At 43.5% G+C, this 19,153-nt stretch carries 17 protein-coding genes; all 17 read right to left on the reverse strand.

Features of this window, described 5'->3' with window-relative positions:
* Positions 1–97: 97 nt before the first annotated feature.
* On the reverse strand, positions 98–646 hold the full coding sequence (gene rfbC / locus G0034_RS15175) for a dTDP-4-dehydrorhamnose 3,5-epimerase (protein WP_179121058.1): 549 nt from the start codon (positions 644–646) through the stop codon (positions 98–100).
* Between the two features lie 10 nt (positions 647–656).
* Positions 657–1,553 (reverse strand): dTDP-4-dehydrorhamnose reductase, encoded by an 897-nt coding sequence (gene rfbD, locus G0034_RS15180; RefSeq protein WP_179121059.1) that lies wholly within the window; start codon positions 1,551–1,553, stop codon positions 657–659.
* Between the two features lie 6 nt (positions 1,554–1,559).
* On the reverse strand, positions 1,560–2,426 hold the full coding sequence (gene rfbA / locus G0034_RS15185) for a glucose-1-phosphate thymidylyltransferase RfbA (protein WP_014884479.1): 867 nt from the start codon (positions 2,424–2,426) through the stop codon (positions 1,560–1,562).
* 15 nt (positions 2,427–2,441) lie between these two features.
* Entirely contained in the window at positions 2,442–3,506 is a 1,065-nt protein-coding gene (gene rfbB / locus G0034_RS15190) for a dTDP-glucose 4,6-dehydratase (protein ID WP_179121060.1), read from the reverse strand.
* Between the two features lie 79 nt (positions 3,507–3,585).
* Complete coding sequence (locus tag G0034_RS15195; protein ID WP_127341535.1) at positions 3,586–4,065, reverse strand: glycosyltransferase; 480 nt, start codon at positions 4,063–4,065, stop codon at positions 3,586–3,588.
* Positions 4,065–4,616 carry a glycosyltransferase gene (locus G0034_RS15200; protein WP_179121061.1) on the reverse strand — a complete coding sequence of 184 codons (552 nt, stop codon included), beginning with the start codon at positions 4,614–4,616 and terminating at the stop codon, positions 4,065–4,067. The genes G0034_RS15195 and G0034_RS15200 overlap by 1 nt, the downstream gene beginning before the upstream one ends.
* A 38-nt stretch (positions 4,617–4,654) precedes the next feature.
* A complete protein-coding gene (gene wbaP, locus G0034_RS15205; protein ID WP_014884482.1) occupies positions 4,655–6,091 on the reverse strand; it encodes an undecaprenyl-phosphate galactose phosphotransferase WbaP in 1,437 nt (478 codons plus the stop codon).
* Positions 6,092–6,134: 43 nt separating this feature from the next.
* Entirely contained in the window at positions 6,135–7,316 is a 1,182-nt protein-coding gene (locus G0034_RS15210; RefSeq protein ID WP_014884483.1) for a glycosyltransferase family 4 protein, read from the reverse strand.
* The gene (locus tag G0034_RS15215; RefSeq protein WP_179121062.1) at positions 7,294–8,493 is read right to left on the reverse strand and encodes a glycosyltransferase; all 1,200 of its coding nucleotides are present in this window, start codon (positions 8,491–8,493) and stop codon (positions 7,294–7,296) included. Before G0034_RS15215 ends, G0034_RS15210 begins: the two co-directional genes overlap by 23 nt.
* An 11-nt stretch (positions 8,494–8,504) precedes the next feature.
* Positions 8,505–9,923 carry a murein biosynthesis integral membrane protein MurJ gene (gene murJ / locus G0034_RS15220; RefSeq protein WP_179121063.1) on the reverse strand — a complete coding sequence of 473 codons (1,419 nt, stop codon included), beginning with the start codon at positions 9,921–9,923 and terminating at the stop codon, positions 8,505–8,507.
* Positions 9,924–9,994: 71 nt separating this feature from the next.
* Positions 9,995–11,161 (reverse strand): glycosyltransferase family 4 protein, encoded by a 1,167-nt coding sequence (locus G0034_RS15225; protein WP_179121064.1) that lies wholly within the window; start codon positions 11,159–11,161, stop codon positions 9,995–9,997.
* Positions 11,154–12,290 carry a glycosyltransferase gene (locus G0034_RS15230; RefSeq protein WP_179121065.1) on the reverse strand — a complete coding sequence of 379 codons (1,137 nt, stop codon included), beginning with the start codon at positions 12,288–12,290 and terminating at the stop codon, positions 11,154–11,156. Before G0034_RS15230 ends, G0034_RS15225 begins: the two co-directional genes overlap by 8 nt.
* The gene (locus G0034_RS15235) at positions 12,287–13,606 is read right to left on the reverse strand and encodes an O-antigen ligase family protein (RefSeq protein ID WP_179121066.1); all 1,320 of its coding nucleotides are present in this window, start codon (positions 13,604–13,606) and stop codon (positions 12,287–12,289) included. Before G0034_RS15235 ends, G0034_RS15230 begins: the two co-directional genes overlap by 4 nt.
* Before the next feature lie 33 nt (positions 13,607–13,639).
* The gene (cpsG, locus tag G0034_RS15240) at positions 13,640–15,025 is read right to left on the reverse strand and encodes a phosphomannomutase CpsG (RefSeq protein ID WP_179121334.1); all 1,386 of its coding nucleotides are present in this window, start codon (positions 15,023–15,025) and stop codon (positions 13,640–13,642) included.
* Complete coding sequence (locus G0034_RS15245; RefSeq protein WP_179121067.1) at positions 15,025–16,422, reverse strand: mannose-1-phosphate guanylyltransferase/mannose-6-phosphate isomerase; 1,398 nt, start codon at positions 16,420–16,422, stop codon at positions 15,025–15,027. The genes cpsG and G0034_RS15245 overlap by 1 nt, the downstream gene beginning before the upstream one ends.
* 261 nt (positions 16,423–16,683) lie before the next feature.
* On the reverse strand, positions 16,684–17,583 hold the full coding sequence (gene galF / locus G0034_RS15250; RefSeq protein ID WP_014884491.1) for a GalU regulator GalF: 900 nt from the start codon (positions 17,581–17,583) through the stop codon (positions 16,684–16,686).
* Positions 17,584–17,759: 176 nt separating this feature from the next.
* Positions 17,760–19,151: a colanic acid biosynthesis protein WcaM gene (gene wcaM, locus G0034_RS15255; protein ID WP_032636057.1), complete on the reverse strand. Its 1,392-nt coding sequence runs from the start codon at positions 19,149–19,151 to the stop codon at positions 17,760–17,762.
* Positions 19,152–19,153: the final 2 nt, after the last annotated feature.

The raw sequence follows: 19,153 nt of genomic DNA on the forward strand, positions 1-19,153 counted from the left end.
TGCAGTTTGAATGTATCTATGATGTTAACTCATGCATGTGAGTTTTAGATAGCCTTTGGTGCGCTTACCACTGCGAGATAAGCAAACTGGCTATCAATTAGTCAAAATACACGGCGTCGGCGAAGGGCTTACCCTCTCGATCCTTGGATGAGAGCACAGGTAACTCACCCTCGGTAAGAGGCCATGTGATCCCGATAGAATCATCGTTCCACAATAAAGAATGCTCGGACTGCGGGTTGTAATAATCAGTGCATTTATAGACAAACTCTGCACTTTCAGACAAAACGTAGAAGCCGTGAGCAAAGCCTTCAGGGATCCAGAGTTGTCGTTTGTTTTCGGCGGAAAGAATAACGCCGACCCACTGTCCGAAAGTGGCTGATGATTTTCTCATGTCGACCGCAACATCAAATACTTCTCCACTGACGACACGGACTAATTTACCCTGCGGATTTTGAGTCTGGTAATGTAAGCCTCTCAAAATGTTCTTTGCAGATTTCGAGTGATTGTCCTGCACGAAGCTGCGATTACAAACCAGCTCACAAAACTTTTTCTGTTGCCATGTTTCCATGAAGAAACCGCGTTCATCGCCAAAAACAACTGGCTCAATGATTTTGACATCAGAAATGTCAGTATCAATAACTTTCATTATTCACTCTTTATTTACCTAATACTTCAACAACCACGCGCTCAACCCCTTTTTTCCAGTCAGGAAGCTTCACGCCAAAAACACGCTCAAATTTTTCGTTAGAAAGGCGTGAATTCAATGGTCGGGTAGCCGGTGTTGGATATTCGCTGGTCGGTATGCCAATAACATCATTCACAGCAAGCGATTCACCGTGAGCCTTAGCGACATTGAATACAAAACTGGCATAATCAAACCATGTCGTTTCCCCGCTCGCAACCAGATGGTAGCTACCGGCGACATTTTTATTACGTTGCTCTTCACGAATGGCCAGAGCAGTACAATCGGCAAGCAGTTCAGCACTTGTCGGAGCACCGTGCTGGTCGTTGATAATAGAAAGGGTTTCTTTTTCACGCGCCAGGCGCAGCATCGTTTTCGCAAAATTATTCCCGCGCGTGGCGTAGACCCAACTGGTGCGGAAGATAAGATGACGAGGATTAAGACGGGCAATCGCTAATTCTCCCGCTAATTTGGTCTCACCATAAACATTCAGCGGTGAGGGGTTCTCATCCTCTAAGCGATAATGTTCACCCTCTCCGTCGAACACGTAGTCAGTAGAATAATGGATAAGAAGCGCACCGATCTTCGCTGATTCCTCAGCCAGCACTGCGACGCCTTTATGATTCAGTAATTCTGACAACTCGCGTTCTTGCTCCGCTCTGTCAACGGCAGTATGTGCTGACGCATTAACAATAACGTCAGGTTTTACGGTTCGAACCGTCTGTGCGATGCCCGGTAAATTCGTCAGGTCACCACACAAATCCTTATCAAAATAATCGACTGCGATGACGTCGCCAAGGATAGAAAGAGAACGTTGTAATTCCCATCCGACCTGACCATTTTTTCCAACAAGTAATATTTTGAGTGCCATAACCGATTATTGTCCAATCAACATTTTCAAATACTGACCATAGGCGGTTTTCTGAAGCAGTTCGGCCTGGATAGCTAATTGGTCAGCACTTAACCATTTATTCCGGTAGGCAATTTCTTCAAGACACGCCACTTTCATACCCTGCCGTTTTTCGATGGTGTGGATAAACTGAGAAGCTTCAATTAAACTGTCGTGCGTTCCTGTATCAAGCCAGGCAAAGCCACGGCCAAGAAGTTCAACATCAAGCTTACCGAGATCAAGATACATCTGATTCAATGTGGTAATTTCAAGTTCGCCGCGCGCAGAAGGTTTGATTTCTTTAACCATATCCACAACATTGTTATCGTAGAAATAAAGCCCCGTCACTGCCCAGTTAGATTTTGGCTTCAGCGGTTTTTCTTCAATAGATAACGCTTTGAAATGTTCATCAAACTCGACGACACCAAAACGCTCGGGATCCTGAACCTGATAACCAAACACAGTCGCGCCTGTAGTTTTCTTAGCCGCTGCATTTAACTTCATTCCAAAACTTTGGCCAAAGAAAATATTATCACCAAGAACCAAAGCACAAGGATCGTTACCAATAAACTTCTCACCGATAGTGAAAGCCTGAGCCAGACCATCAGGTGAAGGTTGGACTGCATAAGTGAAATTTACGCCAAACTGAGAGCCATCTTTCATTAAGCGTTGAAAAGCAGGCATATCCTCAGGCGTCGTAATAATCAGGATATCCCGAATACCGGCAAGCATAAGCACCGATACTGGATAGAAAATCATAGGTTTGTCATATATTGGAAGCAACTGCTTTGACACACCTTGGGTAATGGGGTACAAACGCGTGCCTGAACCTCCAGCTAAAACAATGCCTTTCATAACTCTGTACCTCGATTATTTATTCAGTCCAAGACGTTCGCCAGCATAAGAGCCATCAAGAACGCGCTGCCACCAACCCTGGTTGTTTAAATACCAGTGAATCGTTTTTTCAATACCGCTTTCAAACGTTTCGAGAGGTTCCCAGTGAAGAGCATTCTTCATTTTGGTAGCATCAATGGCATAGCGAAGATCGTGTCCAGGGCGGTCAGCCACAAAAGTAATAAGGTCGGCGAAACTGGAAATTTCTTTGGGTTTTTTATCGATAATTTTATCAAGTATTGCACAAATGGTTTTTACAACATCAATATTTTTTCGTTCGTTATGGCCACCTATACAATAGGTTTCACCATTCTCGCCCTCTGTCGCTACTTTATACAGTGCCCGGGCATGATCCTCGACATATAGCCAGTCACGAATTTGCTCACCATTCCCATAAACGGGAAGCGGTTTTCCTGCCAGTGCGTTAAGGATGATGAGAGGAATTAATTTCTCCGGGAAGTGGTACGGACCATAGTTATTCGAACAGTTAGTGATCACCGTTGGTAAACCATAGGTACGGTTCCAGGCGCGAACTAAATGATCGCTTCCCGCTTTGGATGCAGAGTAAGGGCTACTTGGTGCATAAGGTGTCTCTTCAGTAAAGAGGTCATCTGCATCGTGCAGGTCACCAAATACCTCATCGGTAGAAATATGATGGAAACGAAAAGCCTTTTTACGCTCATCATCAAGTGATGCATAATATTGGCGTGACGCCTCAAGTATAATAAATGTGCCGATTACATTGGTCTGTATGAAAGCTGCGGGTCCATCTATCGAGCGGTCAACATGACTTTCGGCCGCTAAATGCATTACGATATCGGGCTGAAAGGTATTGAAGACATCTGCCACACCTTTTGCATCGGTAATATCAGTTAGAGAAAATGAATAGCGTGGATTGTCCTGAACCGGAGCCAGGGACTCTATGTTTCCGGCATACGTTAAACAATCAACAACACAAACCACATCCTGAGTATTGTTTATTATATGACGGACCACGGCTGAACCAATAAAACCCGCACCACCAGTGACAAGAATTTTCATAATTTTCACTTTCAATTAGTTAATTTTAAGATTATGCAATCATCATATTGCTATAAAATAAATAAGGAAAATACAAGAATTACATTTTTCTTAGTAATTTATCTACATGTAACGCGAGTATGTCTTCCGTACGGGCAAAATCACATTTCGCTTTAAATACCTTCAAGGCATTTTTAGACATTTGCTCTACCAACGCCGGATTATTATTCAACTGTTCAAGAGCTCGCAACCACTCACTCTCTGAATTGTTTCTAATATAAATACCGCAATTTTCTTTCTCGATATCGACGTACCAGTATGGATTATAGGTTGCTATAACTGGAACTCCCAGAGATATTGCTTCAATCAACGAAGATAATCCGACACAATAATTTACCTTAGAAAGTTTAAGCGGAATTATCATACATTTTGAAGCACTTACTTTTTCAAGTAATTCTTTATATTCCCATCTTCCTTTATTTACATCAACCTTTCCTGTTGCATTAACATAACTATCCTGTAATGACAAATCGCTGGTATAAATATCTATCGTAACGTCGCTATTTTTTAACGCATTCATTACTGCCGGGAGATCCCTATTCTCTCGCCCTGTAGAAATGATTTTATCATCATGGCGCATTTTAACAAAGGGGGCGTAAAAATTCGCCTCCCCCCCCAGGGAACAAAATGACATCGGTCCTGAGGAAGCTGTCTTGATAGAATGATTTCTTCGCGAGTTTTATCAGAAAGAAAGAAAATGGCATCAATGCGTTTAACATATAGCTGCAAAAAAGGCAGCAGCAGTGAATGAATCATTCTTTTGAGTCTGGAACCTGGTGGCGAAAAGACGTCGAGATGCATCCAGCCCGCGAATTTTGTTGGGAACATGAAAATTTTTGCCAGAATGAAATAGAGCATCGTCTTTCTTTTGAGAAATGGCATAAAAAACAAGTCAGGCTTAAATTTCCAGAAGGAGACTAAATCTTTGAATAAGCGTCCTTCGCCAACCTTTACCTCAAATCCCATTTTTTCCAGTTTTGATACACCATACACAAACTGTGCAGGTATCTCATTTTTAGCATAGCGACAATAGGCCGCACCATTATCATTAACAAAAACAAAAGCTTTCATTAAAACTCCGTATTACCGATCACATCCAGGTATGAAAATTAATAAGCACCTTTTCTAAAAAGAACCACGCTAACCGTTTTAAACAAAATCACTATGTCATTCCATAGAGACCAGTTTTTGACATACCAGGAGTCAAAATAGACACGGGTTGTGTAATCTACGTCGTTACGGCCACTGACCTGCCATAGCCCGGTCATTCCTGGCTTAACCATCAGATAATAATCAACATCATCAGCATAACGTTCCAGCTCTTCATGAATGACTGGACGAGGGCCAACGAGACTCATTTCCCCTTTGAGCACATTGAACAATTGAGGTAATTCATCGAGGCTGGTTTTACGAATAAAGTGGCCAATAGGTGTAATCCGGGGGTCGTTTTTGAGCTTAAAATCTTTTTCCCATTCCGCCCTGGCTTCTGGGTCATTTTCTAGCAAACGCGCAAGAATTTCTTTCGAATTGATATTCATCGAGCGGAATTTGTAACAGTCAAATTTTTCACCCCGACGACCTATCCTTGTATGTGCATAGATTGCAGGGCCGCCGTCGCGGGAGACTTTATACCAGAGATAAACAAACAAAGGTGACGAAACAACGAGAATACCCAGACTACAGACAATATCGAACGTCCGTTTGATGAAGCGTGACGTTGCTTTGGAAAGATTATTGTGAACCTGCAACAGTAATACTTCATGACTGAATATAAAGGACATACTAGTGCCGTATAAAGGGAATCCTCTCAGGGAAGGAATAATAATCACATTTCGGCACTTATGTTTCGCCAGGAACCTTAACCAGTTTTCAAACTTATCTTTTTCATCAAAATCACACGCCACAACAAACTGCGTTGAAAATGAATTATAAGATGTGAGTAATGTCTCCTCGTCTTTGACTATGGGACATTCTTCCATCATATCGTCAGTTGCATCAAAATCACAAAACGCATCAATTTTAAAACCTGAGACTTCGTGGCTCTGTAAAGCAAAATAGGCTTCACGCGCATTCCTGCCTGAACCTAGAATAACCGTACGTTTTTTCCAGTAGCCCAACTTGTTAAGAATAGATTTGGTGATTTCACGCGATAATGGAACCATGATAATGGCGTATAACCAGCAATAGGCCCAAATATAGCGAGAAAAATGCCATTTGGAGAATGCAACCAATGCAAGATCGAAGATCGAAAAAATGACGATAGTTCGTAATGTTTCTTTTAGCTCTGACCAGAACGGCTTTTTTTGTGCATAGTGGCGAAGGCGGACGCCAAACCAGAAAACACACAACGCAGTGAGAATAACGTGTGATAAAACACGCACATCTATCTGACGGATCGGCATGAAGGTATTCAGGTCGCCAATAAAGAACATGACGGTTAGAAACGAGAGTCCTAAAGAAGCATTTAGCCAAAAAAAGTCTGACGCCATTAGGGCGCTACGGCAAATAAATTCTTTCTTTTGATCTTTAAATACGCTGATTTTCATTATTTAATCCCTGGCATAAATCATTTGATCTATGCCGTGGTCATTATTTTTCCGAATGAGTATAGCTGTTCTGTAGTCTTGCAGCCTGAGTATTAATTAAGGACTCAGAGTATTGCGCCCAGGCGCTTTCAACATATTGACTAAGTTGGTCACGGAAGCGCTGCTCCGAGAACGTTAAAGCATGTTCGCGACAATCTTCCGGCTTAATCTCGCTCGCATATTTTTCAAAGGTATTCACTGCTTCACAAATGGCATCTGCGGTTTGTTCAAAGAAGAACACGCCGGTCGCTTTCTTACTACCCAGTGGTTTAACCGTTTCGAGGCAACCACCTTTACCGTAGGTGATGACCGGAGTGCCGCTTGCCTGCGCTTCAACAGGTGATATGCCGAAATCTTCTTCTGCGGCAAAAACATATGCCTTAGCACGCTTCATAAAATCAACTAGTGCAGCATCGTCCTGATATCCCAGAAGCGTAACGTTATCCGTAGCCAGCTGTTTAATCTTCTCCATTTCAGAGCCGTCACCGATAACAATTAATTTCTTTTCTGGCATATTAGCAAATGCGCTAACAATGAGATCAACCCGCTTATAAGGCACCATACGACACGCGGCCAGGTAGAAATCTTCTTTACTATCGCTAAATTCGAATTTTTCAGTATTTACAGGAGGATAAATAACATCAGCTTGTCTTCCATAAACTTTGTTAATACGCCGTGCGATAAAATTCGAGTTGCCAATAAAATGATTAACACCCGCAGCAGTACGGTAATCCCAAATACGGATTTTATGTAGCAAATATTTTGCAAGTAAACCCTTCAGACCCTTATCCAGTCCAGATTCGCGCAGGTATTGGTGTTGGAAATCCCATGCGTAGCGGATAGGAGAATGAACATATGAAATATGAATTTGATCCGGCCCAGTGATAACCCCTTTAGATACAGCGTGGCTGCTTGAGATAATAACATCGTATTCAGACATATCAAGCTGCTCAATTGCCAGCGGCATTAATGGAAGATATGACTGGAATTTTTTAGATGCAAATGGCAAACGCTGGATAAATGTTGTGGTGACCTTTTTATTATTTAAAAAGTGGCGGTCATTTGGTTTTAAGAAATCACAGACAGCGAACACATCCGCATCAGGATAGCAATGAAGGATTTGCTCAACGACTTTTTCAGAACCTGCATAGGAACTGAACCACTCATGTACGATTGCTACTTTCATTACGCTTCTCATCAATTAACTTGAACATTTTTTCAGTGCGTGACTGGTATGTATATTCCCGAGCGAGTTCCTGACACTTTTCTACCGAAATCCGGTTTCCAGAAGTGATATCTTCTAGCGCAGAAATAAATTCAGAGGGACTGTGGGCGATACGAACATAGTCCGTAAAGTCACAAAGCGAGGCTAAATCCACACTCACTACAGCTTTTCCCGCAGCCAGATACTCAAAGAATTTCATTGGGAACATCGAAGCTGTATATTCATTTAGGTTATTCGGAAGCAATGTCGCCGTAAATCCTTTCAGATAACCAGGCAGTTCCTGATAGGCTCTCGGTCCAAGAAGATGAATATTTTTATGCCGAGTAAGCTGTGTTGCGTCGGTGTCTGGATCCCCCTCTCCTATATCCCCAATCATCACTATTGACCATTCAGGATGAGCTTCCGCAATTCTTTCAAGTAACGAGAAATTTACCTTATAGCCACTGATTGCACCGATAAATCCCATTCGTGGTTCTGGAATGTTGCTCAAGTCGACAGGTATCGGCAAATGTTCATCCAGCGCCTTTGAGAAATGGTTATAATCCGCGACGTTGGAGAAGTAATAGACTTCATCACTCCATTTCTTCCTTGTTTTAAGCAACGTCAATGACGTAACAAACGTAATATCAGCGCGTCGCACTAATTCTTCTTCAGCATTTTGAAGAATGTCAACTGGCATCCCAGGTTGGGCCTTAATTTCATCAACGCAATGGTATACTACGTAACTGAAATTATCGGGTTCAAGAAAACGCGTTGTCAAAGGATTATAAGTCCATAGCGTTTCATTCTTGAATTTTAAGCGCCAACACCAGTACTTAAGAGCACTACTTAGAATGAGTTTGTTTAGCTTGCGAACAAATGCATAGCTGTTGAACGGGATAGAAATTGGCGACCATACCCAAATATTATCGCGAACTTTTCGCGGCGCCTTAATTGCTTTAATTATGCGGCGAAGAATTCGCGATAGATCTTTCTTGTTTACGCTGGGTCGACGTAATCCCAAAGATTCAATATAAAGAACACGATGACCACGTTTCGCCAGTTCTAAAGCAACATGCTGTTTGTTGGTCCAGAAAGGATTATCCCAGTCAGCAGTAGATAAAACGATAATATCTTTAATGTCTGTATTTTTCTTCATAAATTATTACGCTATCGTAGTCCTTTCTTAGTGAGAATCCCTTTAATACCATTTCTGTACATAGGGAATGACATAGCCCATATTAAGCTAAACATCACGAAAATTGAACCATTCATCATTATCCGGAGAATCACATTATCTGGTTCAACTAAATAATGCCCAAATGCAAGAATGAGTGATGTATAAACAACAAGACCAATAGATATTATAATGAGTACCGGGAGGAGATCTTTTGCAATTTTCAAATAACAGGCGCTAAGAATGAACATCATTAAACTGTAAATTGAGTTCCCCAAACCTAAACCGAAAGCGCCCCAGACTTTGTAAGTCACCAGATTTACAATAGCATTACTGAGCAGAGCAACCATCATAACAATTAGTACCTGCTTATTTTTAAGGTGCGCACTGAGTGCTTTTATAAATATATAGCCAATTACCTGTGCCCAGAGTCCTATACACATACCCTGGATAATATCTGTAGTCACCGCTACAGAATGGTGGTCGAAAGCACCGCGCATAAACAGGAGGATAACAAGGTCTTTCGCATAGAAAAAGATGAAAAAAGATATGTTAATTACTAATAAAGCCAACCATTTATAAATAACTTTGATCTTGTCTCTGACAACCTCTGGTTTCTGTGAGGACCATTCGGACAAGCCCGCAAAAGCTATTGGTACAGATAAAATAAAAACGACAGTATCGGTGATAAAACGCGCATAATCCAGACCAGATACCACATCAATACTAATAAATGATGCAAGGGCTCTTTCAAGAGTAATATTTCCCTGCAAGATTAACGGCAATATAAGCAAAGGGCGCAGAGTTATCCAAAAGCTCTTCGTTACCAACTTAACTTCTACAATATCAAAACGGTGTGGGAGAGTTAATATGGTACTTTTTCTGGCACGTAAAAGCGCCCATATACTGAAAATGATATAACTGCCGGTAAATCCCCAGGCTAAATATAAATAATTGCGAAAATAGTATGCAGCGACCACCCCTAACAGCATTCCAACATTCTGGATAGAAGCTCGCATCGATATGGGTTTGTAGTCCCCATGTGCCATTGAGAGGTAGTTTATTAATGCTGAAAAAAGATAAAATGGGCAGCAAATTGCCATTATCTTTAGTAGTTCGGTCGACATCTCACGTGCGTTCCCGCTAATTCCAGGTGCCATGATGCCAACCCAATAGTCTGACAAAAAGTAGAGAACTATAAATATCGCTATCGATACCAACGCAAAGAAAATAAACATACATAACTTGAATGTTGATGCACGAAATTCATTTTCTGTTAAATATTTTTTGTATAAGGGAATAAACGCTGAATTAAGGCTATCACTTGTCATAAAATTAATTGGCACTAAAGTTCCTGTCTGGGCAATACGGTAGGCCCCATTAACATCACCTGTGCCAAAAAACTTAGCCATTAAAACTTCCCTGACTAATCCAAGTACCTTTGAGAGCATATTTCCACTAAGCAATTGGCTTATGGCTTTTTTCATTTGGATGCTCTAAGAAATAATGAAATGTATTCGTTAACCGCATGACTTAATGTATTCTGCTTGGATATATATGATTTTCTTTCTTTACAACTAATCATATCTATATAACCTAATAAATCATTAATTGATATCTCACTCGGATTGCACTTAAATACTTTCTCTCCAGCAGTGAAAGTGAGATGTTCAGAGATGACAATTGGTACCCCAGCACTCATGGCTTCCAGCACGTTTAAAGGTAACCCTTCAACCCTTTTCGTCAGGAATAAAAATATATCAGCACACTGCATAAGCTTCGCTAAATCATAGCGACTTTTAGCGCCAAGGAACAATACGTCATTGTTCAGGGAAAGGTCATCAACTCTCTTTCGCAATTGTGGTTCGTAGGGACCGTTGCCACATATGAGAAGTTTTGCATTAGGTTTTGATTTTTTAATTTTCGCAAAAACATCAATATTGTTATCGATACCTTTCTGCTCATGTAAGCGTGAAGCCGAAAGAAACACCAACGCATCAGAATCGATTTTCAATTCTGCCCGCAATGCCGCTCGATTTGATGTTTCATCAGAGAATAATATTTCATCAATGCCATTCTCGATCTTTACAACTTTTTCTTTTTGGCAGATCAGCGTAGTAGGAAAATGTGTTAAATCAGTCTTTACCGCTTCACCGACAGCAACAATCCAGTCAAACTGAGAATAATGTTTTGCATCAGCATAAAAACCTAAAATATTTTTTACACTGGACAGAATTTTTTTAAGCTGTCGGGTTTTGAGCTTTGAAATCATCTCACCTACAGATGTTCCGTGCGCCTGCATGATAAACTTAGCATTCTGGAAGCATTTTTTATACTGCAAGACACTGAACGCACCTGCGCTGATACTTATTACAGCAACTACGTTATCTTTATTACGCCAGGAATTGGCCAGTTTTTCAGTCTCAGACCACCACTCCTTAGAATAGACTGCCTGCGGTATATTTTTAATCTTGATTATTTCAGGACTGTTTACTGGTAATATTGTTTCCGCATCAAAATTAGTTGTAACAACTTTTACATCAAATCCTTTTGCTTGCAACTCAACAGCTAAATCCCATGCCACCACTTCCATCCCACCAAGATGATGAAATGGAAGAGAGCGGGAAAAAATAATTACTTCTTTAGCCATGAATCAGTTCCTGGTAAATTTTTTCTAATTTCAAGGTTTGTTCTGAGAGATTAAATTTTTCGCGAATAAAGTTGCGCGCATTATCGCCCATTTCAAAAGATGTTTGTTCGTTGTTCAATAAGTAGTCTATTCTCTCAGCAAGCTGATTAGCATCTCGTTCCCTGACCAAAAATCCAGTGTGCTCGTCGATTATCGCTTCAGGAATGCCTCCATGCCGGGTACCAATAACGGGTACACTTGTCACTGCCGCTTCGAGAAGTACCATCCCTAATCCTTCTGCATCCCCTGTCTTCGCTGTAATGCTTGGTAGAACCAACATACTTGCTTTACGCATCCACGTCATCACGTCACCGTGCGAAAGCGCACCAGTGAATGTCACATTCCGTTCGAGCCCTAGCGATGAGACCTGAGCTTTAAGCTCCCCCATCAAAGGACCATCACCGATGATAACGAGTTTTACGTCAGCATTTCGTTCTTTCACATGCTTAATGGCGTTGATTAATACGGCAGTGCCTTTCTTCTCAACCAAACGAGCTACATGCAGGATGATACCTTGATAGTCTTGTCTTTCACGCGGCTTATATTTGTCAATGTCGATACCAATGTAGTGCTGAACGATCTTATTTTCAGGGAAGCCATGGCGCAAAGCCTGTTGGGCAATAAAATCAGAAACACAGATAAATTTATCACCCTGACTTTTAAGTTTCTTCTGATGAAGAAAATAGCTAATCCAGGCTGGAGACCGTGATGTTAGTAAATCTTTGTTACTCACGGTCACATCAAATCCATGCAGCGTCGTACACAGTGGAATTCCTTTCAGCTGCGCCAGTTTTAACGCATATAGTCCATCTATCGCAAAATGTGCATGAATAAGATCAAGGGGTTGAGCTTTTAGCACTGTTTGATAGGGCAGCGCGGAGGTTGTGAATGCGTTCGCAATCTCAGAAATTTTACCCGCAAGGTCTCCGCGTTCATTTAAAACGTGTGCGACAGCCCCCTCTGGTTTTTTGCCAATGACTCGTCTGCCGATATAGCACTTTTTGAAATTCTCGAGGGCTTCTGCCTGCTGTTGGATAAAAACTTCAGAACCCTTGAATAGTTGATTTCTGAAAATACCGACCGTGTTCATTCCTGTACCCTAAAATTCCTGTTTATCGGTAAATTTCCTGCCAGACAAAGCCCAAGCATTACTGCAAAAACAACCATCTGGTGTTGCTCACCAATCAAACCAAAGTTCTCACCAAAGCCATGTGCGAATAGCCATGAGATCACCATTAAAAATGAAAATCCGATGTTTTTCTGCTTTTCATCGATGCTTCGTATCGCCCGAAGGGCAATTCGAATGCAGCACAGAATAAAGCCGAGCCCCAAAAGAGAGGCGATCAAGCCTGACTTTGACCAAAGATAGATAAGTGTATTATGCGGTGGAAGGAAATAATCAGTATGTTTACTGTAATCGGCTTCCCATCCACCAAATCCTTGTCCCATCATTGGATTATCAGTAAACGCATTAAAAGCATAACTCCATATCTGGTAACGCGTTTCAGCGGTATCAGTTGATTCCTGTAAAAATCCGTTTTGTCCGATTACGCTAAAGATAACGCTGATAGCAATTAAGACGATGGCAAAAGAAGCGCCTGCTGTCACCACAATGACCTTAGTCGAGCGCTGCAATGTCAGGTAGAAAACGAATGCCGGGATAAGAATGGCAAAAAGGATGCCAGCTTTGGAGCCAGTAAAGAAAACAGTGGCCCACAACAGGATAGCCATTAATATCGTTATTTTCGCCTTTGAAACTTTATAGATACCCCATGCCATAAACGAAGAGATACCGACGTAACAGGCTGCCGCATTGGCATTGACGAACAACAGTCCCCCAGATTTTACCGGGTCGTAAAAGTTGTTTCTGGCACCATCTAACAAGCCCTGCAGCGTGTTCATCCCCATCGTAAACTTACTCACAGGTGAAAGAATAACTGCTAATTCAAGGGACTCATTAAACCGGAAAATGATTACTGTTATAGCCTGCAAGCAAACAAAGAACAGCATCAAATTAATAATCTTATATAATGCAATGCGATCTTTTAACGCCAGAACATAGATGGCGTTGGAAATAACGATAAACTCACACAAATAGGCAATATCACGGATGCCCATTGATTTCTCAACTGACCATGCCAGGCTTAAGAGGCTAATACCAATCAACCCAAGCAGCATCACATTTGCCGGTTTGCCTAAGAACCGATTGGCGTTAATGATAAATTCAGGAAGGAGTATAGCGGGCAAAAGAAAAGCCAGCGGGACATCCGCCCCACTTAATTGCACCAGGTAGAGCTGCGGGATGCTGCATACAAGCACCAGCAACAATCGGGTTCGTAAGGACAGCGCGAGGAAAACAAAATATACGAGTAAACCTACGACTGCTGCTAATAAGACTTCAATCATTAATTTTATCCCACGAGATTTAGCAACCCAAAACTATCTATTTATCAGCCCTAATAGTTCTTCTCGCTTTGTTTCCATTAATCTCTGATCTCCATTCGATTCAACATTCAGACGAAGCAGAGGCTCGGTATTCGATGTACGGATATTAAATCGCCACTCAGGAAAAGACATACTCAAGCCATCCGTATAGTCAATATCGGTAGCTTGTGAGGCATAGCGCTCCTCGATATCAGCGATTAATCTCGAAGCATTTATAACTTTTCTGTTTATCTCACCCGAGACAGGGAAACGCGCAATTCGCGACTCAACCAATGAGCCAAGAGAGTGGCCTGTTGTTAATACCAGTTCTGCCACAAGCAGCCAGGGGATCATGCCACTGTCGCAGTATGCAAATTCACGGAAATAATGATGGGCACTCATTTCTCCACCATAAACCGCGTTCTCAGCACGCATGCGTTCTTTAATGAAAGCGTGGCCTGTTTTAGACATTACAGGGATACCCCCAGCACTCTGGACGATATCAACCGTATTCCATGTGAGTCGTGGGTCGTGGATGATTTTTGACCCAGGCTCTTTGTTGAGAAACGCCTCAGCTAACAAGCCAACAATGTAATAACCTTCAATAAAATTGGCTTTTTCGTCAAAAAAGAAGCAGCGATCAAAATCACCGTCAAACGCAATCCCCATATCGGCCTGAGCAGCTAACACAGCATTAGCCGTATCCTGTCGTGCTTCTGGTAAAAGCGGATTGGGAATGCCATGTGGGAAGGTACCGTCCGGATCGTTATGAACTTTTATAAATTCTACCGGTACACCGGCCTGTTTGAAGCGTAGTTCGATTGCATCAATGACATGCCCTGCCGCACCGTTGCCGGAGTTAATGACTAATTTCATCGGTTTGATACGGAAATTATTGAGATTCACATAGCTTAATAAATGATCAACATACTCCCTGAGAATATTAATCTTCTTATAATTGCCTTTATGCTGTGTGGGCGCAAAATCATTCATTTCCGCTACGTGCTGAATCTCTTTTAAACCCGTATCACCACTGACAGGTCGCGCACCGCTACGAACAAGCTTCATCCCATTATAATCGATGGGATTGTGGCTCGCGGTGACTTCAATACCGCCGTCGACGTTCAAATGAAATGTGGCGAAATAGATCTCTTCTGTGCCCGACAGTCCAATATCAAGCACGTCGCATCCGCCAGCCATGAGCCCCTCAGCCAGAGCCAGCTTTAATGACTCACTGGTCAAACGAACATCCCCTCCAACGACAACCTGTTTCGGAGCAAGACATTGTGCGTAAGCACGGCCAATACGCCAGGCAATATCTTCATTAAGTTCTTCGCCCAATTTCCCACGAATATCATAGGCTTTAAAACAACTTAACTTATTATTATTTTTATTTACCATCATGAAATCCTTAGTACGTCATCTTCGCCTAAATAACTACCAAACTGAATTTCCAGAACCTCAAGATTTATTTTTCCTGGATTCGAGAGCTTGTGTTTTTTTCCAACTGGAATCGTCGTTGATTCATTCTCGGTAAGATAGATTTCGTTTTCTTCAACACCAATAAGCGCGGTTCCAGTGAGCACAACCCAGTGTTCAATGCGATGGTGATGCAACTGAAGGGAAAGCTCACCACCGGGTATAATAGTCACACGGTTAACTCTATATCGTGCGTCCCGAACCAGCGTTTCAACGTGGCCCCAGGGCATATAACGGGTAGTATGTTCACGGCATTCACTACGTGAATTGGCTTTTAGGTGTTCAACAACGACTTTCACATCCTGGACACTATCTTTATGGGATACCAGCAATGCATCTTTCGTATTGACAATAATAAGGTCTTCTAAGCCAAGTGCTGCCGTTAATTTATCCTCGCTACGGATATAACAATCCCGAGTTTGATGAGTAAAGATATCACCGATCAACGCATTACCTTCAGCATCGTGGGCAGACGTTTCCCATAGCGCTGACCATGACCCTACGTCATTCCAACCTGCATCCATTGCGGTCACAATCCCCAGTTCAGTATGTTCCATAACCGCATAGTCGATGGAGTCTGAAGGGCAACGGCTGAAAATCTCTTTGTCGAGCTTAATGAAGTCGAGATCGTTAACCGGCTGCTGCATAGCATTTTTACATGCTTCCAGAATCGACGGACAAAACTTAGCCACTTCGTTCAGATAGGACGAGGCCCGGAACATAAACATACCGCTGTTCCAAAGGTACTCTTTGCTTTCAAGGTAGGACATGGCGGTCGTCAGATCCGGCTTTTCCACGAATCGTTTGATTTTCCATGCTATAGACTGACCCGCATGCTGCACTTCACCGCGCTGAATGTATCCGTACCCCGTCTCTGGTTGCACAGGCACGATGCCAAAGGTAACCAGTTTACCCTCTTCAGCGAATGGAATAGCGTTGTTGATAACCGAATGGAAAGCCGCAGTATTCGCAATGAGATGATCGGCAGCAAGAATGAGCATGACAGGATCGTTGCCGGTTTCCAGCGCATGAAGAGCGGCAAGCGTGATTGCTGGCGCTGTATTTCGCCCAACGGGTTCGAGGATAATATTACCGGCCAGTTTATGCATTTGCCTTAACTGTTCGGCCACCAGAAAACGATGATCTTCATTACAGATGACAATGGGGTCGGCTACTTCCAGGCCATCAAGACGCGAGATCGTATTTTGAAGCATCGACCCTCCCTGATGGAATGAAAGAAATTGCTTGGGCTGCAATTCTCGAGACATCGGCCATAGTCGACTCCCTGTTCCTCCTGCGATCACCACTGGAAGTAACATCCTGCTTCTCCTGCTTTGCTCAATACGGTTTGTGTGTAAAAAAGCATGCTACCGCCCCTGGCCTACGCTACCAGAAGCAATACTCGCCATTAAAACTCTCGGACTGCATGTCGTTTCAGCAGTTGACGAGATGAATAATAAGTTTTTGGGCTGCTGTTTCGCCAGAAACTGAAATCAAATTTATTGGGTTTATATAAGACAAAAGACCACACTGATATTTCAGGGTAGTCTCCTGTTTTACTGGACTATCAAAGCTGACAATCAGTCATGCGTATCTAGCAGCTTTTTAATGGTCTCGCGGAACTTATGGCCCTCTTTGAGGTTACGCAGCCCATAGTTCACAAACGCCTGCATATACCCCATTTTCTTACCGCAGTCATAGCTGTCACCCGTCATCAGCATGGCATCCACAGACTGCTTCTTCGCCAGCTCAGCAATCGCGTCAGTCAGCTGAATACGGTCCCAGGCACCTGGCTCGGTTTTTTCCAGTTCCGCCCAGATATCGGCATTCAGAACATAACGACCCACCGCCATCAGGTCGGAGTCCAGCGTCTGCGGCTGATCCGGCTTTTCGATGAACTCAACGATGCGGCTCACCTGCCCTTCCGTCTCCAGCGCTTCTTTCGTCTGAATCACAGAGTACTCAGAAAGATCGCCCTTCATGCGTTTCGCCAGCACCTGGCTGCGACCGGTTTCGTTGAAACGCGCCACCATGGCCGCCAGGTTGTAGCGCAGCGGATCGGCAGACGCGGTATCAATGATGATGTCCGGAAGAACAACGATGAACGGGTTATCACCGACGACCGGACGGGCACACAGGATGGAGTGGCCCAGCCCCAGCGGCTGCGCCTGGCGCACGTTCATGATGGTCACGCCAGGTGGACAAATAGATTGCACTTCCGCCAGCAGCTGGCGTTTGACGCGCTGCTCAAGCAACGCTTCGAGTTCGTAAGAGGTGTCGAAGTGGTTTTCAACCGCATTCTTGGACGAGTGCGTAACCAGGACGATTTCTTTGATCCCTGCAGCAACAATCTCGTCGACGATGTATTGAATCATCGGTTTGTCGACGATCGGCAGCATTTCTTTAGGAATGGCTTTTGTGGCTGGCAGCATATGCATGCCCAGGCCTGCTACCGGAATGACTGCTTTCAAATTAATCATTATTTCTTCCACCTTAAAATGGTTGACGAATTATAGCTCTTAAACCTGTTTTCGCCAGCATGATTTGCCGTAATCCTGAGGTAATGTTACGCCTCAGCATCACAAATTTCTGTAGTTGTAATCTGATTCGATCGCGCTTTTGTGCCAGGAATAGTCTCAAAACAGACGATCGTCGATTATTTGCGCGGAAGTGCAAAGTTCAGCCTTTCCACATTCACCACCTGCTGGTCCACTCGGTCAATATCCACCGAGCTCTGCCCCTTCTCATTCACCGCTTTTATGTTCGCCAGTGACAGCAGGGTCTCATCTTTGGCCATAAATTTGCCCCGCACATCCTTACGTAAGTCAAAGTTTATCTTCAGCGCAGGACCGATAGCAGCCTCCTGCATCACGTTGATATTACGTAAGAAAAGATGCTGCGGCTTATTGTGCAGCTCAAGCGTCGCGCGCTTCATCTCGACGTTGGTGATCGCCACAAAGGAGGTGGCATTGCCGGATGATATTTGGATTCCGCGCAGCTTATACGCAAGCTGGCGATTATCCAGATGAATATTGTTGAGCTTGAAGTTCTGGGGAATGGACAAATAATCGCCTTTAATGACCCCATAGCCAATTAGCATTCCGGCGCTATTGACCATATCGACATTATCAATAATGAAATTATCACAGCCATAAATAGCTACCGTGGCGTTATCTATTCCCGCCTTTTTACTGAAGTCGGGGGTAATATTTTCGGCCTTTATATTGCGGATAACAAAGTGTTTACCGTTTTCAACATGTACCAGCTGGCGACAGTTGCTGCCGGTGATGTTGGCCACCACGAAGTTCTTAACGGTCTGTTTTTCAGGATAGTCGTTGTCGTAGGTGCTCCCGGCGAGGCCAATACCGATACCCCAGTTGATCTTGCCGTTGGTGCAGTTGATGTTGTCGATGACGTGATCGGAGATCAGGATATTGCGGTCATTGATCGCCACATTCCACTCAATCGCATCGCCCTGCAGGTGGCTGAATTTGCTGTTGGTAATACGGGCCCCATCGATCTGGTTATGAAAACCCTGACGCAGGATAGCGTAGTTAGCCTGGCTCACGCTGATATTATCAATCAGCAAATTGCGCATCACTTTGGGTTTCTTACCGCCAATGTAGATCTGCGTTACCGGGCCAAATCCACTCATTGCCAGCCCTTTAATCACACAATCTGAGCCACGAACGTCGAGCGTAATGTTCTCCGTGCGCCCTGCCCCTTCGCCAATGACCTTGCAGCCTTCCTGCAGAACAAAGCGGCCGCGCCCGTTGCCGGTTAACGCCCCGCGGATCAGCAGCGTTTTACCGTCAGGAATGAAAATGCCCGTATTGATGTTCTCGCAGGTGAGTCCCGCCGGGACAACGACGATGTCACCTTCTTTAAACGCCTGCTTAAAGGCAGCGATCCAGTCGTTGTTATTGTACTGATTAACAGAGACCGTCTTTCCGCCTGCCGCCCGCGCGAGGCGGGACGACAGCAGCGGCGTGGCCGCCAGAACGGACAGAGAAGAGACAAAAGTGCGTCGGGTAATCTTTTTCAGCATAC

Source organism: Enterobacter sp. T2, from assembly GCF_010692925.1.
GTDB classification, from domain to species: domain Bacteria; phylum Pseudomonadota; class Gammaproteobacteria; order Enterobacterales; family Enterobacteriaceae; genus Enterobacter; species Enterobacter kobei.

Coding starts and splice junctions, on each gene's coding strand:
- rfbC (WP_179121058.1), bottom strand. CDS start 646: ATGAAAGTTATTGATACTGACATTTCTGATGTCAAAATCATTGAGCCA.
- rfbD (WP_179121059.1), bottom strand. CDS start 1,553: ATGGCACTCAAAATATTACTTGTTGGAAAAAATGGTCAGGTCGGATGG.
- rfbA (WP_014884479.1), bottom strand. CDS start 2,426: ATGAAAGGCATTGTTTTAGCTGGAGGTTCAGGCACGCGTTTGTACCCC.
- rfbB (WP_179121060.1), bottom strand. CDS start 3,506: ATGAAAATTCTTGTCACTGGTGGTGCGGGTTTTATTGGTTCAGCCGTG.
- G0034_RS15195 (WP_127341535.1), bottom strand. CDS start 4,065: ATGAATGCGTTAAAAAATAGCGACGTTACGATAGATATTTATACCAGC.
- G0034_RS15200 (WP_179121061.1), bottom strand. CDS start 4,616: ATGAAAGCTTTTGTTTTTGTTAATGATAATGGTGCGGCCTATTGTCGC.
- wbaP (WP_014884482.1), bottom strand. CDS start 6,091: ATGAAAATCAGCGTATTTAAAGATCAAAAGAAAGAATTTATTTGCCGT.
- G0034_RS15210 (WP_014884483.1), bottom strand. CDS start 7,316: ATGAAAGTAGCAATCGTACATGAGTGGTTCAGTTCCTATGCAGGTTCT.
- G0034_RS15215 (WP_179121062.1), bottom strand. CDS start 8,493: ATGAAGAAAAATACAGACATTAAAGATATTATCGTTTTATCTACTGCT.
- murJ (WP_179121063.1), bottom strand. CDS start 9,923: ATGGCTAAGTTTTTTGGCACAGGTGATGTTAATGGGGCCTACCGTATT.
- G0034_RS15225 (WP_179121064.1), bottom strand. CDS start 11,161: ATGGCTAAAGAAGTAATTATTTTTTCCCGCTCTCTTCCATTTCATCAT.
- G0034_RS15230 (WP_179121065.1), bottom strand. CDS start 12,290: ATGAACACGGTCGGTATTTTCAGAAATCAACTATTCAAGGGTTCTGAA.
- G0034_RS15235 (WP_179121066.1), bottom strand. CDS start 13,606: ATGATTGAAGTCTTATTAGCAGCAGTCGTAGGTTTACTCGTATATTTT.
- cpsG (WP_179121334.1), bottom strand. CDS start 15,025: ATGGTAAATAAAAATAATAATAAGTTAAGTTGTTTTAAAGCCTATGAT.
- G0034_RS15245 (WP_179121067.1), bottom strand. CDS start 16,422: ATGTTACTTCCAGTGGTGATCGCAGGAGGAACAGGGAGTCGACTATGG.
- galF (WP_014884491.1), bottom strand. CDS start 17,583: ATGATTAATTTGAAAGCAGTCATTCCGGTAGCAGGCCTGGGCATGCAT.
- wcaM (WP_032636057.1), bottom strand. CDS start 19,151: ATGCTGAAAAAGATTACCCGACGCACTTTTGTCTCTTCTCTGTCCGTT.